Source organism: Nonomuraea recticatena (assembly GCF_039533245.1).
GTDB classification, from domain to species: domain Bacteria; phylum Actinomycetota; class Actinomycetes; order Streptosporangiales; family Streptosporangiaceae; genus Nonomuraea; species Nonomuraea roseola.
The window spans coordinates 1-15,286 of record NZ_BAAATE010000042.1; the positions used below are offsets into that span (position 1 = coordinate 1).

General features: G+C 71.9%; 16 protein-coding genes. 4 read left to right on the forward strand and 12 right to left on the reverse strand.

All coding sequences use genetic code 11. From position 1 onward, the window contains the following. Nucleotides 1–409: 409 nt before the first annotated feature. Nucleotides 410–1,573, forward strand: a complete 1,164-nt coding sequence (locus tag ABFX50_RS44200) for a winged helix DNA-binding domain-containing protein (RefSeq protein ID WP_346155501.1) — start codon at nt 410–412, stop codon at nt 1,571–1,573. Here ABFX50_RS44200 and ABFX50_RS44205 read toward each other — a convergent pair. Genes ABFX50_RS44205 through uraD form a run of 7 tightly spaced genes read right to left on the reverse strand, consistent with a single transcriptional unit; the run spans nt 1,570 to nt 6,130 of the window. Beyond that, nucleotides 1,570–1,791 (reverse strand): hypothetical protein, encoded by a 222-nt coding sequence (locus ABFX50_RS44205; RefSeq protein ID WP_346155502.1) that lies wholly within the window; start codon nt 1,789–1,791, stop codon nt 1,570–1,572. The two genes, ABFX50_RS44200 and ABFX50_RS44205, sit on opposite strands and share 4 nt — an antisense overlap. Then, nucleotides 1,788–3,158 (reverse strand): 8-oxoguanine deaminase, encoded by a 1,371-nt coding sequence (locus tag ABFX50_RS44210; protein ID WP_346155699.1) that lies wholly within the window; start codon nt 3,156–3,158, stop codon nt 1,788–1,790. Before ABFX50_RS44210 ends, ABFX50_RS44205 begins: the two co-directional genes overlap by 4 nt. 2 nt (nt 3,159–3,160) lie before the next feature. After that, complete coding sequence (locus ABFX50_RS44215) at nt 3,161–3,634, reverse strand: (2Fe-2S)-binding protein (RefSeq protein ID WP_183660558.1); 474 nt, start codon at nt 3,632–3,634, stop codon at nt 3,161–3,163. Further along, the gene (locus tag ABFX50_RS44220; RefSeq protein ID WP_346120623.1) at nt 3,634–4,494 is read right to left on the reverse strand and encodes an FAD binding domain-containing protein; all 861 of its coding nucleotides are present in this window, start codon (nt 4,492–4,494) and stop codon (nt 3,634–3,636) included. The genes ABFX50_RS44215 and ABFX50_RS44220 overlap by 1 nt, the downstream gene beginning before the upstream one ends. A gap of 2 nt (nt 4,495–4,496) precedes the next feature. Then, on the reverse strand, nt 4,497–5,360 hold the full coding sequence (pucL, locus tag ABFX50_RS44225) for a factor-independent urate hydroxylase (RefSeq protein WP_346155505.1): 864 nt from the start codon (nt 5,358–5,360) through the stop codon (nt 4,497–4,499). Next, nucleotides 5,361–5,660 (reverse strand): hydroxyisourate hydrolase, encoded by a 300-nt coding sequence (uraH, locus tag ABFX50_RS44230; RefSeq protein ID WP_183658881.1) that lies wholly within the window; start codon nt 5,658–5,660, stop codon nt 5,361–5,363. Beyond that, nucleotides 5,657–6,130, reverse strand: a complete 474-nt coding sequence (gene uraD, locus ABFX50_RS44235) for a 2-oxo-4-hydroxy-4-carboxy-5-ureidoimidazoline decarboxylase (RefSeq protein ID WP_346155512.1) — start codon at nt 6,128–6,130, stop codon at nt 5,657–5,659. Before uraD ends, uraH begins: the two co-directional genes overlap by 4 nt. Before the next feature lie 133 nt (nt 6,131–6,263). On the opposite strand from uraD, the gene ABFX50_RS44240 reads away from it, so the two are divergent. From ABFX50_RS44240 to ABFX50_RS44250, 3 genes are all read left to right on the forward strand, one after another. Continuing rightward, nucleotides 6,264–7,766 carry a PucR family transcriptional regulator gene (locus tag ABFX50_RS44240; RefSeq protein ID WP_346155515.1) on the forward strand — a complete coding sequence of 501 codons (1,503 nt, stop codon included), beginning with the start codon at nt 6,264–6,266 and terminating at the stop codon, nt 7,764–7,766. Nucleotides 7,767–7,812: 46 nt separating this feature from the next. Next, the gene (locus ABFX50_RS44245) at nt 7,813–9,297 is read left to right on the forward strand and encodes a beta-N-acetylhexosaminidase (protein WP_346155519.1); all 1,485 of its coding nucleotides are present in this window, start codon (nt 7,813–7,815) and stop codon (nt 9,295–9,297) included. 99 nt (nt 9,298–9,396) lie between these two features. Then, complete coding sequence (locus tag ABFX50_RS44250) at nt 9,397–10,236, forward strand: deoxyribonuclease IV (protein WP_183658875.1); 840 nt, start codon at nt 9,397–9,399, stop codon at nt 10,234–10,236. A 436-nt stretch (nt 10,237–10,672) separates the two neighbouring features. On the opposite strand, the gene ABFX50_RS44255 is transcribed toward ABFX50_RS44250, so the two are convergent. The 5 genes from ABFX50_RS44255 to ABFX50_RS44275 all read right to left on the reverse strand — a co-directional run bounded on the left by ABFX50_RS44255 (nt 10,673) and on the right by ABFX50_RS44275 (nt 15,081). Next, a complete protein-coding gene (locus ABFX50_RS44255) occupies nt 10,673–12,181 on the reverse strand; it encodes a sodium:solute symporter family transporter (RefSeq protein ID WP_346155524.1) in 1,509 nt (502 codons plus the stop codon). Then, nucleotides 12,178–12,477 carry a hypothetical protein gene (locus tag ABFX50_RS44260; protein WP_346155526.1) on the reverse strand — a complete coding sequence of 100 codons (300 nt, stop codon included), beginning with the start codon at nt 12,475–12,477 and terminating at the stop codon, nt 12,178–12,180. The genes ABFX50_RS44255 and ABFX50_RS44260 overlap by 4 nt, the downstream gene beginning before the upstream one ends. Then, nucleotides 12,474–13,211, reverse strand: coding sequence for a LytR/AlgR family response regulator transcription factor (locus ABFX50_RS44265; protein ID WP_346155528.1), 738 nt, complete (start codon nt 13,209–13,211; stop codon nt 12,474–12,476). The genes ABFX50_RS44260 and ABFX50_RS44265 overlap by 4 nt, the downstream gene beginning before the upstream one ends. Before the next feature lie 65 nt (nt 13,212–13,276). Next, entirely contained in the window at nt 13,277–14,413 is a 1,137-nt protein-coding gene (locus ABFX50_RS44270; RefSeq protein ID WP_346155532.1) for a sensor histidine kinase, read from the reverse strand. Between the two features lie 44 nt (nt 14,414–14,457). Next, on the reverse strand, nt 14,458–15,081 hold the full coding sequence (locus tag ABFX50_RS44275; RefSeq protein WP_183658866.1) for a molybdopterin-dependent oxidoreductase: 624 nt from the start codon (nt 15,079–15,081) through the stop codon (nt 14,458–14,460). Nucleotides 15,082–15,286: the final 205 nt, after the last annotated feature.

Consider the following 15,286-nt stretch of genomic DNA (forward strand, 5'->3'; position numbering starts at 1 on the left):
GACACCCTGCCCGCGACCTCGGCCGCGGACAACGACCCCTTGAACTTGTCCGGCGCCACGAGAACATGTTCAACCACTGCGAAACTCCCCAGCCGATGATGAAGAATGGGCGGACACGCCTTCCTGCCCGGTGCGAGCGGGCAGGAAGGCGTGCCTGCGATGACCCATCATCACACCTCGGTGGGAAGCGGCTCGAACTCGCGTACCGCGTCGATGGACAGCCCGTGCGGGGTGTTGGCCTCGCGCCCGGTCTACCGGCAGGAAGTCCGAAGCTGCCGACCCGGCCGGAGCGAACGGTTGTGGGTTGGTCCAAAGTGATTTCCGTCGGTGGGAGCGGTTAGCCTCACCCTGTGAGCCGACCCCCTCTTCCCCATCGCCCCATGACACCGCGACCCGAAGTCGGTCGCCGATGAGCGGGTCCCGCCTGGTCACCACGGACGAGCGGCGGGCCAGGCTCGGCCTGCGCCAGGCGCTCGCCGTCCGCGCGGGCAGCGTCGAGGAGGCCGTCGAGTCGGTCGTCGCGCTGCACGGCACCGACCCCGCCACGGTGTTCCTGTCGGCGGGCGCGCGCACCGGCACGCCGGGGCCCGAGCCTGTCGAGAAGGCGCTGTACGAGGACAGGACCCTCGTCAGGATGACGGGGATGCGCCGCACGATCTTCGTGGTGCCGCGCGAGCTGGCCCCCGTCATCCACCATTCCAGCGCGCTGGCCATCGCGGTGCGCGAACGCAAGCGGCTCACCCAGCACTTCATGGACGGCGGGGGCTTCGACGAGCGGTGGATCTCCAGGGTCGAGGGTGAGGTGCTGGCCGCGCTGCGCGAGCACGGCGAGCTGACCGCGACGCGGCTCGGCGAGGTGGTCCCCGACCTGCGCACGCAGATCGTCTACGCGCCGGGCACCGCCCACGAGGTCAAGCAGGGCGTGAGCACCAGGCTGCTGTTCGTCATGGCGGCCGAGGGGCTGATCGTCAGGCAGGGCCGCCCGTCCGGCTCGTGGATCAGCGGGCAGCACCGGTGGGCGCCGGCGCCCGAGATGCCGGTGCTGACGGCGGGCGAGGCGCAGGCCGAGCTCGTGCGCAGGTGGCTGGCGGCCTACGGCCCCGGCACCGAGGCCGACCTGAAGTGGTGGACGGGCTGGAACCTCGGCGAGGTCCGCAGGGCCCTGCGGGCGGTGAAGGCGGTGACGGTCGAGCTGGAGGAGAGCGCGCCCGGCTACGTGCTGCCCTCGGACGTCGAGCCCGCCGCGCCCGCCGAGCCGTGGGCGGCGCTGCTGCCCGCGCTCGACCCGACGCCGATGGGCTGGCAGCAGCGCGACTGGTACCTCCCGCAGGCGCACAGGGCCGAGCTGTTCGACAGGTCGGGCAACGTCGGCCCCACGGTCTGGTGGAACGGCGCGGTGGTGGGCGGCTGGGGACAGCGCGCCGACGGCGAGGTGGTGTGGCGGCTGCTGGAGGACGTGGGGGCCGACGCGGTCGCGGCGGTGGAGCGCGAGGCCGCCAGGCTCACGGCGTGGCTGGACGGCGTGACGGTGACCCCCCGCTTCCGCACCCCGCTGGAACGTTCACTCCGCTAGCGACCCACAGCCTCGTGGTGGATCTCGGGGTGGATCTCGGGGTGGATGGGGCCGCGCGTCTCCGACAGCGGCAGCCCGCCGGCCCCCCGCCTGGAGGCGATGACCTCCGCGACGATCGACACGGCGGTCTCCACCTTCAGGGTGCCGTCGGGCCGCGGCGGGCTGTCGCCCACCCCGCCGGCTCCCCGTACCGTGATGACCTCGGGTGTCCCCCTCATGAGTGAACCTCCTTCGCCGCGCTGAATCCCCGCTCCGCCGCCGTGCGCAGCAGACGGTCGCGAGCGCGCGCGCCCGCCCTGCCCACGGCGTCCTGCGACACCGTGCGTAGCTCGTCGTCCTCGACGACCGTCTCGCCGCCGACCAGCAGCCTGGCCAGCGGCGGCTGCCTGGTGCCGAACACCAGCTGGCACACCGGGTCGGCGACGGCCGAGCCGAAGGCTCCGTCCACCCGCCACAGCGCGAGGTCGGCCAGCTTGCCCGGCTCGATCGAGCCGAGCTCCTCCTGCCTGCCGAGGTTGCGCGCCCCGCCGAGCGTGGCGATCTCCAGCGCCTGCCTGGCGGTGAGCGCGGTGGGGCCGTAGCGGGCGCGCTGGAACAGCAGCGCCTGCCGCATCTCGCCGGCCATCGTGGTGAGCTCGGAGGAGGCGTTGCCGTCGACGCCGAGCCCGACGTTGGCGCCGCGCTCCAGCATCTCCGACACCCTGGCGATGCCGGCGCCCAGCCGCCCGTTGGAGGAGGGGCAGTGCGCCGAGCCCGTGCCGGTGGCCGCGAACTTCGCGATGTCGCCGTCGCTCAGGTGCACGGCGTGCGCGAACCACACGTCGGGCCCGAGCCAGCCGAGCTTCTCCATGTAGTCGACGGGCCGCATGCCGAACTGCTCGACGCAGTGCTCGTTCTCGTCCAGCGTCTCGGCCAGGTGGGTGTGCAGGCGCACGTTCTCCGCCTTGGCCAGGGCGGCGGCCTCGGTCATGAGCTCGGCGCTCACAGAGAACGGCGAGCACGGCGCGACCGCGACGCGCAGCTTGGAGGAGAAGGAGGGGTCGTGGTAGGCGCGGATGGCCTCGTGGGTGGCGGTGAGGATCTCCTCCAGCGGCTCGACCACCACGTCAGGCGGCAGCCCGCCCTGCGACTCGCCCCTGTCCATCGACCCGCGCGCGGGGTGGAACCTGAGGCCGATCTCGCGGGCCGCCTCGATCTCGGCGGCGAACAGGTCGCCGCGGCCCTTCGGGAAGACGTAGTGGTGGTCGGAGGAGGTCGTGCAGCCCGACAGGGCCAGCCAGCCGAGCCCTGCCGAGGCCGCGCCGTGCACCACCTCGGCGTCCATCGCCGCCCACACCTGGTAGAGCGCCACCAGCCACTCGAACAGCGTGGCGTCCTGGGCCAGGCCCTGGGAGGCCCACTGGTAGAGGTGGTGGTGGGTGTTGACCAGTCCTGGCGTGGCCAGGCAGCCGGTGCCGTCGATCCTGTCGCCGCCGCCCTCGGGCGCGGGTCCCGCTCCCAGCGAGACGATCCGGTCCCCTTCGATCCGGATGTATCCGGAGTCGATCTCGGGGCCGACGACCGGAGCGATGTGGACGTTCTCGATGATCACTTCAGGGCCGCCTTGCGGGTGGCCGCCAGCCGTACGGCGTCGAGGATCTTCTCGTAACCGGTGCACCGGCACAGGTTGCCCGCAAGCGCCTCACGGATCTCCACGTCGGAGGGGTGCTCGTTGCGCTGGATGAGGTCGTGCGCCTGCACGATCAGACCGGGCGTGCAGAACCCGCACTGCACGGCGCCCGCCTCGACGAAGGCCTCCTGCACGGGGTCGAGCCGCTCGCCGTCGGCCAGTCCCTCGACCGTGCGGACCTCGCGTCCCTCGACCTGGCCCGCCGCCACCAGGCACGAGCAGACCGGCGTGCCGTCCAGGTAGACCGTGCAGGAGCCGCACTCGCCCTGCTCGCAGGCGTTCTTCGAGCCCGGCAGGCCCACCCGCTCGCGCAGCACGTACAGCAGGCTCTCGCCCTCCCATACGTCGTCGACGGCCTCGCTTCTGCCGTTGACGGTGAAGTTGACCCGCATCACGCGGCCCTCGCCTTCCTGTAGTCGTTCCAGGCCCAGGTCAGGGTCCTGCGGGCCATGACCGCGAGCGCGTGCCTGCGATAGTCGGCCGTGCCGCGCACGTCGTCGATCGGCGAGGCCGCCTGCGCGCACAGCTCCCCGAACCGCTTCAGAACCGCGGGGTCGAGCCGCGCGTCCCAGTCGAGCTCGGCGGCCATGAACGCCTCGGCCTCCAGCGCCCTGCGCGGCGTGGGGGCGGCCGAGCCGATCCCGGTGCCGACCCTGCGCTCGGACGGATGCAGCGCGACCGCGAACGAGCACACGGCGATCACCATCGCGTTGCGGGTGCCGACCTTGGAGAAGTACTGCGGGCCCTCGGCGGGCTTCATGCGGAAGGCCCTGATCAGCTCGTCGGGCTCCAGCGCGCTGCGCTTCACGCCCAGGTAGAACTCGGCGGCGGGGATCAGCCGCACGCCCCTGTCCCGCGACTCCACCTCGATGACCGCGTCACCGGCCAGCAGCGGCGGGTGGCTGTCGCCGGCGGGCGAGGCCGCACCGAGGTTGCCGCCCACCGAGGCGCGGTTGCGGATCTGCGGCGAGCCGACCGTCCTCGACGCCTGGGCGAGGCCGGGCAGCGCGCCGCCCAGCTCCTCGATGACCCGCACGTACGGCACGCCCGCGCCGACCCGCTGCACCCCGTCGACCAGTTCCACGTCGTGAAGCTCGCGCACCTGGTTGAGGTCGAGCAGCGCGACGGGCCTGCGCACGTCGAAGTTGATCTCCACCATCACGTCGGTGCCGCCCTGGATGGGCACCGCCTCGGGCTGGTCCGCCTTGGCGGCCAGCGCCTCCTCCCACGTCGTGGGCCGAAGAAAGTCCATCATCACTCCCAAGCGAACGCCGCGTCGGGCGCGTCCTCGCGCAGCACACTGCCCTCGATCAGGCCGTAGGGCCGGTCGGCGGCGTAGAAGACCTCGTTGTCGTTGTCCAGGCCGAACGGCTCCAGATCCACCAGGAAGTGGTGCTTGTTCGGCATCCGCATGCGAACCTCGCACACCTCGGGCCTGCTCTCCAGCACCCGCGTGCCCATGGCGTAGAGCGTCTGCTGCAGCGACAGGCTGTAGGTGCCCGCGAAGGCGTCGAGCAGGCTCTGGCGCACCTCGGCGTACGACTTGCCGAAGTCGGCCTCCGGCGAGGCGTGCCGCCAGTGGGCGGTCACGGCCGTGGCCAGGATGCGGTCGGTGGTGGGCCTGAGCGTCGTGTACTCGTCGACGATGTAGCCGTGGAACTCCGAGTCGGTGGAGTTGAGCACGACCAGGTCCTTCAGGCCCGAGACCACGCTGGTCCGCCCGTCGCGGTCGTGGTGGACCACGCAGGTGCGCACCTCCCTGCCACTTCGCACGAAGGAGTGCCCGCCGCCGATGCGCTCCCAGCCGTACTCGTCGATCTCCACCCTCGCGTGGTGGATCGTGGGCTGGGACCGCACGAAGTGACCGGCCAGCAGGAGCGCGAAGTCCTCGATCTGGTCGACGCCGTGCTTGCGCGCGAAGGCGTAGGCGGTGTTCTTCTGGGTGTCGGTCGGCAGCACGGCGGCGTTGCTCCCCGTGAGGTGGACCGCCTCCATCTCGCCCGACAGGGAGCTGCTGACGTTGATGTCCTTGAGGTGGTGGACCCCGCCGTCCCGCACGACGCGGACGAGTCTCGTCTCCGCCTTGCCGTAGCGGTTGGGTCCGAGGATGACTGACATCTAACTCCCTCTGTAGGTGGAGTAGGCGAATGGGCTGAGCAGCAGGGGAACGTGGTAGTGCTCGGCCGGGTCGGCGACGGTGAAGGTGATGACGACCTCGGGATAGAAGGTCTGCTCGAGGTAGGCGCCGGTGTCGAAGACCACCCTGTGCACGCCCGCGCCCGGGTTCCAGCCCTTGATCCTGCCGTCGTCGTCGGTACGGCCCTGCGCCACGACCTGTCCCTCGTGCTCAAGCCGTACCGCGACTCCCGCGGCGGGCCTGCCGGTGACCGCGTCCAGCACGTGCGTCGAGAAGCTCATATCCTCGCCAGCCTCAGTTTCGTGATCTTGGCCAGTTCGTCGCGCACCACCGCGCGCTCGGTGGCCTCGTCATGGTCCAGGCGCTCCTTCAGCCGGGCGAGCATCTCCTCGCCCGACAGCCCGGTGGCGCAGATCAGGTAGACGTGGCCGAAGCGCCGCTCGTAGAGGCGGTTGCCCTCGGCCAGCTCCGCGCGCACGTGGTCCTCCACGCCCGACTGCTCCTGCCTGCTCCACTCCGACTCGCGCCCGGCGCCCGCGGCGCGCTCCCCGATCCTCGGGTGGGCGGCCAGCGCCTCCTCGACGTCGGGCCAGGCCAGGGCGCGCACCGCGGCCTCGGCCGCCGCGCCCAGCTCGGCCTGCCCCGCGTACGGCCTGCCCGCCGCCACCTCGCGGGCGAAGGCGCGGGAGGCGCAACAGGCCAGCAGCTCCTTCTCCGCCTCTTCGGGGCTGAGGGCGTTGAGGTTCACCATGTCATGAGTACACACAGCGCTGATGTCCCCGGTCCAGCAGCAAGAACTCCGAAGTGGGAGGGGGGTTGGCCAGGTCTTTTCGTGTCAACCTCCAATGCTCGGGCTGTTCGCACTTCGGTTACCCTCCGAGTGCATGCGACTCAACGCGTTGGCGGGCATGCCGGAGCTGGGGCTGTCGGTCGTCACCGGGCACGACGAGCTCGAGCGGCCGGTCCGGTGGGTCGTCACCACCGACCTGCTCGATCCCGGCCGCTACCTCACCGGCGGCGAGCTCGTCCTGACCGGGCTGATCTGGCGGCGCTCGGCCGACGACAGCGAGACCTTCGTCGGAGCGCTGGCCAGGGCGGGGGTGTCGGGGCTCGGCGCCTGCGAGGCGCGCAGCGGCGACCTGCCGCCCGACCTGGTCGAGGCCTGCCGCAGGCACCGGGTGCCGCTGTTCCACGTGCCGCCCGAGCTGTCGTTCGCCGAGGTCACCGAGCACATCGTGCGGCACCTGTCGACGGCTCGCGCCTCCGACGTGACCGCCGTGCTCGACCGGCACCGCCAGCTCGTCGCGGGCGCGGGGCTCGATCCTGTGCTGGAGATGATCGGACGCGACCTCGGCATGCGCTGCTGGGTGCTCACACCCTCGGGCCGCCTGGTGTCGGGCTCCAGCCCGCTCGACCCCGGCACGGCCACCGCCCTGGCCACGACCTTCCTGACCGCCAGGCGGCTGCCGTGCACGCGTGCGGGCTACTCGGTCTTCCCCGTGGACGAGCAGACCACCTCCAGGGTGGCCGACTGGTTCGTCGCCTTCGAGGGCCGCTACTCCGACTGGCCGGAGGAGCGGCGCGCGCTGGCGGGGGAGCTCGCGGCCGTGGCCGCGGTCGAGCGCGTACGGCTCGACGACAGGCTCAGCCCCGAGGGGCGCATCGCCCAGGAGCTCGTCCGCCTGGTCCTCGCCGAGGGCAAGGCCAGCGACATCCTGCCCAGGCTGGAGGTCACCGGACTGGCGGGAGCGCCCGGCTACGTCGCGCTCGCCGCCGCGGCCCACGGCGCCCTGCGCCCCGCCGAGCTGCGCAGCGTCATCAAGGAGCTCCTGCAGGGGCCCGCCGCCCCCGCCGTGGGGGTCGTCGAGGACGAGGCGATCGCCCTGGTGCCCGCCGACGACAGCGACCTGACCGCCCGGGTGCGCGCCGCCGTCCAGCACCTTTCCCCCGCGCTCACCGACACCCGCCTGACCGTCGGCGTCAGCGGCGCGGCGCCCGTCGAGGGGCTGCGCGGCGCGGTCGAGGAGGCGCGCTTCGCCAGGCGCCTGGCCGAGGGCAGGCCGGGTCAGGGCGCGGTGGTCGGCCACGAGGAGCTGGCCACGCACGTGCTGCTGCTGGCCTCGGTGCCCGACGACGTGCGGCACGTCTTCAAGGTGCGCCTGCTCGACCCGCTGCGCTCCTACGACCAGGTGCACAAGGCCGACCTGGTCCGCACCCTGGAGGCCTTCCTGCAGTGTTCGGGGTCGTGGACGAAGTGCTCGGAGCTGCTCCACGTCCACGTCAACACCCTGCGCTACCGCATCCAGCGCATCCAGGACCTCACGGGCAGGGACCTGTCGCGGCTGGAGGACAGAGTGGACTTCTTCCTGGCGCTGCGCCTGGGCTGAGGGGTCTGTGATATATGTAAAGAAACCTTACTATTGGGAGCGTCCGTTGCCGCACCGCCGCCTTGCCGCGCTCATGACGGCCTCCGCCCTCGCCACCTCGTGCGCCCCCTCCTCCCCCGAGTCGGCCGGCCCCGCCCTGGTGCCTGTTCCCGCCTCGCTGCGCGTGACGGAGGGCTCCTTCACCCTGGCCTCGGACGCCAGGATCGGCGTGCGCTCGGCCGAGGGCGCGCCGGTGGCCGAGGAGCTGGCCAGGCTGCTGCGCCGCTCCACCGGCTACGCGCTGCCCGTCGTGCGCGAGCCCGCCGAGATCACCCTGGAGGTCTCCGGCGACCAGGAGCTCGGCCGCGAGGGCTACACCCTCGACGTCACCCCCGGCGGCGTACGGCTGGCGGCGGGCACCGCCGAGGGCGTCTTTCGCGGGGTGCAGACGCTGCGCCAGCTCCTGCCCGCCGCGATCGAGAGCCCCGCGCCGCAGCCGGGCCCGTGGACCATCGGCGGGGTGAGCATCCAGGACAGGCCGCGCTTCTCCTACCGCGGCGTGATGCTCGACGTGGCGCGCCACTTCTTCACCGTCGAGCAGGTCAAGCGCTACATCGACCTGGCCGCCTCCTACAAGGTCAACGTGCTGCACCTGCACCTGACCGACGACCAGGGCTGGCGCATCGAGATCAGGAGCTGGCCCGAGCTGGCGGGCGACGACTCCTACACCCAGGACGACTACCGCGAGATCGTCCGCTACGCCGCCGAGCGCTTCGTCACCGTGGTGCCCGAGATCGACACCCCTGGCCACACCAACGCCGCGCTCGCCGCCTACGCCGAGCTGAACTGCGACGGGGTGGCGCGCGAGCCGTACGAGGGGACCGAGGTGGGGTTCAGCTCCCTGTGCGTGGACAAGGAGGTCACCTACCGCTTCCTCGACGACGTGGTGCGGGAGGTGGCCGCGCTCACGCCCGGGCCGTACCTCAACCTCGGCGGGGACGAGGCGCACAGCACCGACCCCGAGGACTACGAGAAGTTCGTCGCCCGCGCCCAGCAGATCGTCGACACCCACGGCAAGCGGCTCATGGGCTGGGCGGAGATCACCTCCGGCTCGGTCGCCCAGCACTGGAACCCCCGCGAACCCGACCGCGCCCGCGCCGCCGTGGCGCGCGGGGCCAAGCTCGTCATGTCGCCCGCCGACCACGCCTACCTCGACATGAAGTACACCGACTCCACCGAGTACGGCCTGGACTGGGCCGGCCTGGTCGAGGTCAGCGACAGCTACGAGTGGGACCCGGCCACCGTCGTCGAGGGCGTCGGCGAGCAGGACATCCTCGGCGTCGAGGCCCCGCTGTGGACGGAGACGCTGGCGACCTCGGGCGCGCTGGAGTTCATGGCCTATCCGCGCCTGCCCGGCATCGCCGAGATCGGCTGGTCGCCCGCCGCCGCCCGCTCGTGGGAGGGCTACAGGGCCAGGCTCGCGGCCCACGGTCCTCGATGGAGCGCGCGCTCGGTGACCTTCTACCGCTCGCCGGAGATCCCGTGGAACTGAGGCGCCGAACTCCCTGGTGAACGCCCTCCCGCGCCGCAAGGCCCGGCCCGAGGGCATCCGGCGCGGACTGTCGGTCCACCGGCCTACACTGACGGCATCATGAGCCCTACCTCACTCATCGGCGGACACGTCTCCGTCACCGGCGGCCTGGCGACGGGCGGCCTGAAGTACATGGCCGAGATCGGCGCCGAGATGGCGCAGGTCTTCGTCACCAACCCCAGGGGCTGGGCCCTGGCCGCGGGCAGGCCCGAAGAGGACGCCAAGCTCGCCGAGTCGGGCGTCGTCTCCTTCATCCACACGCCCTACCTGGTGAACTTCGGCTCGCCCAACCCCGAGACGCTCGCCAACTCGATCGCCATCACGCGCCACACGCTGCTGCGCGGAGTGGCCACGGGCAGCAAGGGCGTGGTCGTCCACACCGGCTCCGCCGTCAGCCAGTCCCGCGACGACGCCCTCCGCCAGCTGCACGAGCATCTGCTCCCCCTGTTGGAGGAGATCCCCGACGACGGCCCCGACCTGCTGCTCGAGCCGATGGCGGGGCAGGGCGCGATGCTGTGCGCCACCGTCCAGGACCTCGAGCCCTACCTGGCCGCCCTCGACTGGCACCCCAAGGCCGGCGTCTGCCTCGACACCTGCCACGCCTTCGCCGCCGGCCACGACCTCGCCTCGCCCGACGGGGTGCGCGAGACCTTCGACGCGCTGCACGCCATCGCCCCCGGGCGGCTGAAGCTCGTGCACGCCAACGACTCCAAGGACGTGTGCGGGTCCAAGAAGGACAGGCACGAGAACATCGGCGCGGGTCACATCGGGGCGCAGCCGTTCGGTGAGCTGATGCGGCACCCGGCCGTGGCGGGCGTGCCGATCTGCATCGAGACCCCCGGCAAGGCCGAGCAGAACAGGGCCGACATCGAGCTGCTGAAGAAGCTGCGCGACAGCTGAGCCGCCGCTACCGGTCAGAGGGCCTGGCGGCGGCCCGGTGGCGGCCCAGTGGCGGCCGCCCCAGGTATCAGCCGCCCTGTCGGCCACGACGTAGACGCATCCCGTGACAGGAGACGCAAAGGGGCGCCGCTCGCGCGATCCGGCCGCCCCCGTAGGGCCGGATCACGGTCCAGCTCGCGGCCACAGCGGGCGCCCCTTCACGTCGTCGGTGGGCGGGCCCTACCCCCCGGTAAAGGGCCCGACCACCGTTCGGTGACCAGATGGTCACCGGAGGATCCGCGCATCAGGCCTGTGAGCCTGGCGGCTCGTCCCCCCCGATGCGACGGAGTGGCTCTCCGATGCGGAAACACTACGGTTGCGATCTTGGACGTGAAACCCCGTTGGCGAACAGCTCGCCGAACGGTCAGTAGTCATCGCTATACGGAGCGTGTTCATACTATGAGCGGTCGTCCACGGGCGACGAGCGGTCTTCCGAGGGGCTCGCGAGATCGTCGGGCAGGTGCATCATGGCCATCATCCGATCCACCTCCAAGGGCACCCGACCTGGCGTGAGCAGAGAAACCACCACCATCACCGCGAAGGAGAGCGGGACGGCGAACGGGGCGGGATACTGCGACACGACCCCCACTTTCACGCCCACGAGATCGCCCGCGACGAGCGCGACCGTCAGGCCGCCTCCCACGGCGAAGCCGGCCACGACGCCCGCCGAGGTGAGCCGGCGCCACCAGATGCCGAGCAGCAGCAGCGGGCAGAAGGTGGCCGCCGACAGGCTGAACCCGAGCAGCACCAGCAGCACGGAGCTGCCCGCCGTGGTGAGCGAGGTCAGCGTCAGCGCCGCCCCCGCCGTCGCCGCCACGGCGATCCTGAAGGACGCCACGCTCGGCCGCGTCACGCAGGCCGACACCGCGCCTCCGACGGCCGCCAGCACCCCGCAGGAGGTCGCGAGGAAGGCGGCGAAGGCCCCGGCGGCCAGCAGCCCCGTCAGCACGTCGCCTGCCGGGCCCGGCAGCATCTTTCCCGGCAGCAGGAGCACGACCTGGTCCACGTGCGCGCCGGGCACGTGCACGCGGCCCAGGATCCCGTACAGCGGCGGCAGCAGGAAGAACAGGCCGAGCAGGACCTGGCTGGCCACGATCGAGTGGCGCGCGCTGCGCCCGTCGGGGTTGGTGTAGACGCGCACGACGATGTGCGGCAGCCCCATCGTGCCGAGCGCGCACGCCAGCAACACGGTCAGCACGCCGGGCAGCGACGGGTCGCCCGCTCCCGCGAGGCTGTCCCCCGCGGCGGGCGCGGCGGCCCCCGCCACCTCCGGCGGCCCCCCGACGGCCCCGTACCGCCACGCGTACCACAGCACGAGCCCGACCCCGGCGAAGACGATGAGCTTGAGCCAGTACTGCACCGCCTGCACGCTCGTCACGCTGCACATGCCGCCGGCGAGGGCGACCACCACGGAGACGAGCGACACGGTCAGCCAGCCGGTCCACGGCGGCAGCCCGGTGAGCAGGTGGAGCACCACCCCCGCCGCGTGCAACTGCGAGACGAGGTAGAGCAGCCCGATCGCCAGGACATGGCAGGTCGCGTAGCGCCGCAGGGCGGCCGAGCCGAGCCTCCACTGCGCGAAGTCGGGCAGCGTGTAGGTGCCCGAGCGGCGCAGCGGCGCCACCACCAGCGCCAGGATCACGACATACCCGGCGGCCGACCCCACCGGATACCACAGCATCGGCGCGCCGTGCGTGGCGATCAGCCCCGCCAGGCCCAGGCAGGCCGCGGCCGAGGTGAACTCCGAGCTGATCGCCGCGCCGTTCCACCACGGCCGCACCGCCCTGGCCGCCACGTAGAACTCGGCCACCGTGACGTACCGGCGGGGCCTGACCGTGCCGACCGTCACGGCGAGAATGATCACGAAGGCGATGCCCGCGGCGGACGCGCCGACGGTGGCGTTCACGGCCGGCGTTCCGCGCGTTCCGCCCGTCTCAGCTGGATCACGGCCAGCGCCACCCACACCGGCTGGAGCGCCAGCGTCACCCACAGCCAGTCGCCGGGGGCGGTCAGCAGCGGCAGCCCCACGAGCAGGGCCACCACCATCGCGACCGTGGACAGCGCGATCCTGGCCTGCCTGGCCATGAGCCTGCGGGTCTCGTCCGCGCCGTCGGCGTCGTCGTCGGCGTCGAGGCCCAACGCCCTGGCCGCCCGGTGGACGGCGACGGGCCTCCTGGTCACGACCACCCGCCTGCCGTTCACGCGAACGCCTTGAACTGGCGCACCAGTTGCTCCCTTACCTGTCTGGTGTGGCGACGGCTGACCGGCAGCGTCTCGGTGCCGACGGTGAGCAGCACCCTGCCGCCGTCGAAGCGCAGCTCGCTGACGTGGCGGGCCGAGACCAGCGTGCTGCGGTGCACGCGGATGAAGCCCGCGCTCGACCAGCGCCGCTCCAGCGCGGCCAGCGACATGCGCACGAGGTAGCTGCCGTCGACGGTGTGCAGGCGGACGTAGTCGCCCTTGGCCTCGGCGAACCAGACCGCCTGCTGCGGCACGAACCTGGTGACCCCGCCCAGCTCCACCGGGATGACGTCGTCGGGGCCCTGCTCGCCCGTCGGCGCGGTCACGGCGCTGAGCCTGCGCACCGCCTCGGCCAGCCGTTCGGCGCGCACCGGCTTGAGAAGGTAGTCGACCGCCTGGAGGTCGAAGGCCTGCACCGCGCAGTCGTCGTGCGCGGTCACGAACACCAGCTTCGGCGGGCTGGGGAAGCCGCCGATCAGCCTGGCCAGGTCGAGACCGTCGAGACCTGGCATGCGGATGTCGAGGAAGACGCCGTCGAGGCGCTCTCCCGCGCCGATCATCTGGACCATGTCCTGCAGGGCCGAGACGCCGTCGGAGGCGGTCGCCACGTGCTCGACCCTGGTGTCCTGGCGGAGCAGGTAGGCCAGCTCCTCCAAGGCGGGCACCTCGTCGTCGACAGCCAGAACGCGTAGCATCCCCCCACGCTGCCTCATGACGCCCCAGGTCACAAGCGACACGCCAGCAGACAGTAAAGATTTGACTACAAAGAGCTATGGCGGGCCTTCGGAACCCGGAGCCGCACCTTGGTGCCCGCGCCCACCGCCGTCTCGACCACCAACCCGTAGGCCTCGCCGTAGATCTGGCGCATCCTGACGTCCACGTTGGCCAGCCCGATGCCGTTGCCCTGGTTGCGCGGGTCGTCGTCGAGCACCTGGCGCGCGCGCTCGGGCTCCATGCCCATGCCGTCGTCCTCGACCGAGATGTGCGCCTCGGGGCCGGCGTCGCGGACCACCACCCTGACCTCGCCCTTGCCGTCGTGGCCGCGCATGCCGTGCTTGATGGCGTTCTCCACCAGCGGCTGCAGGCACAGGAACGGCACGGGCACCGGCAGCACCTCCGGCGCGACCTGCACGCTGAAGCGCAGCCTGTCGCCGAAGCGGGCCCGCTCGAGCAGCAGGTAGCGGTCGACACAGGTGAGCTCGTCGGCCAGGGTGGTGAAGTCGCGGGCCTTGCGCAGCGCGTAGCGGGAGAAGTCGGCGAAGTCCAGGATCAGCTCGCGCGCCCTGTCGGGGTCGGTCCTGACGAACGAGGCGATCGTGGTGAGCGCGTTGTAGACGAAGTGCGGCGAGATCTGCGCGCGCAGCGCCCGCATCTCCGCCTCCATGGCCCGCTTCCTCGAGGAGTCGAGCTCGGCCAGCTCCAGCTGCCCCGACACCCATCTGGCCACCTCGGTGACCGTGCGCACCAGCGCGGCGCTCAGCTCCTCGTCGTAGGCGGCGAGCGCGCCGACCACCGTGCCCTCGACGGTCAGCGGCACCACCACCGCGCCGTACGGCTCACCGGCGAACACGTGCGGGCGGCCGGAGGCCAGGGCGGCGCGCGCGTGCGTCAGCACCTCGTCGGTGCAGGCGCCGTCCCACGCCAGCGCCGCGTCGGTGGAGGTGATCGCCAGCGCCGAGGTGCCGAGCAGGGCGCGCAGATGCCGTACGGCCCTGCGCGCCGACTCCTTGGTCAGCCCCGCGCGCAGCGACGGCGCCGCCATCGCCGCGATGTGCAGGGTCGTGAAGGTGGCCTCGTCCTTCCAGCCACCCTCGGGTAGCGCGGGACGCCGTCTGGCCAGGACGAACCCCGCGGCGAACGCCAGAGCGGCCAGCCCCACGCAGGCGGTGGTCGACATGCGCGCAACGGTAGCCAATGACGCACCGTGTCCGGGCGAGAACGCTAAGGTGGCCCCTCGCCTGGCTCCTCCTGGTAGGAGTAGCGCTGTTCCCTCCACGGATCGGCCACGTTGTGGTAGCCGCGCTCCTCCCAGAAGCCCCGCCTGTCCTCCACCAGGTACTCCACCGCGCGCACCCACTTGACGCTCTTCCACGCGTACAGGTGCGGGACCACGATGCGCAGCGGGAAGCCGCGCTCGGGCGAGAGGGGCTTCTCGTCCAGGTCCGTGGCGAACAGGGTCTCGGGGGCCGAGAAGTCGGACATCCTGATGTTGGCGCTGTAGCCGTACTCGGCCCAGATCATCACGTGGCCGACCCCGTCCGCGGGCGGGGCCGCGGCCATGAGGGCCTGCGCGCTCACCCCCGCCCACTCGTTCCCCATGAGGGAGAACTTCGTGACGCAGTGGAAGTCGGCGATGACCGACGTCCTCGGCAGGCCGCCGAAGTCGGGCCAGGTGAAGCGGTGCTCCTCACCCGAGGCCGTCGCGCCGAAGACGCGGAAGTCCCAGGTGTCCTGTTTGAAGCGCGGAACCCTGCCGTAGTGGATGACGGGTCGGCCGCGTGGAACGTACTGGCCTGGGGGCAGGCGCGACTCCTCCACGATCACTCCCTCGCCGACGGTGTTCATGACCATCCTCCCATCACCATCACGGCGGCCGGGACCCGGTGCCCGGTTGCCGCGTCTCAGGCATGCGCTACTATTGGCGCACTATGCGCATCACGTTCCTGTTTTGGTATGGCGACGGACCCGGTCGGACCGTTCGCCATCTGGTGATGCGCTAGCACACACAGGCGAATCGAAGGCCCCGGGTCCACTGGACCCGGGGCCTTCG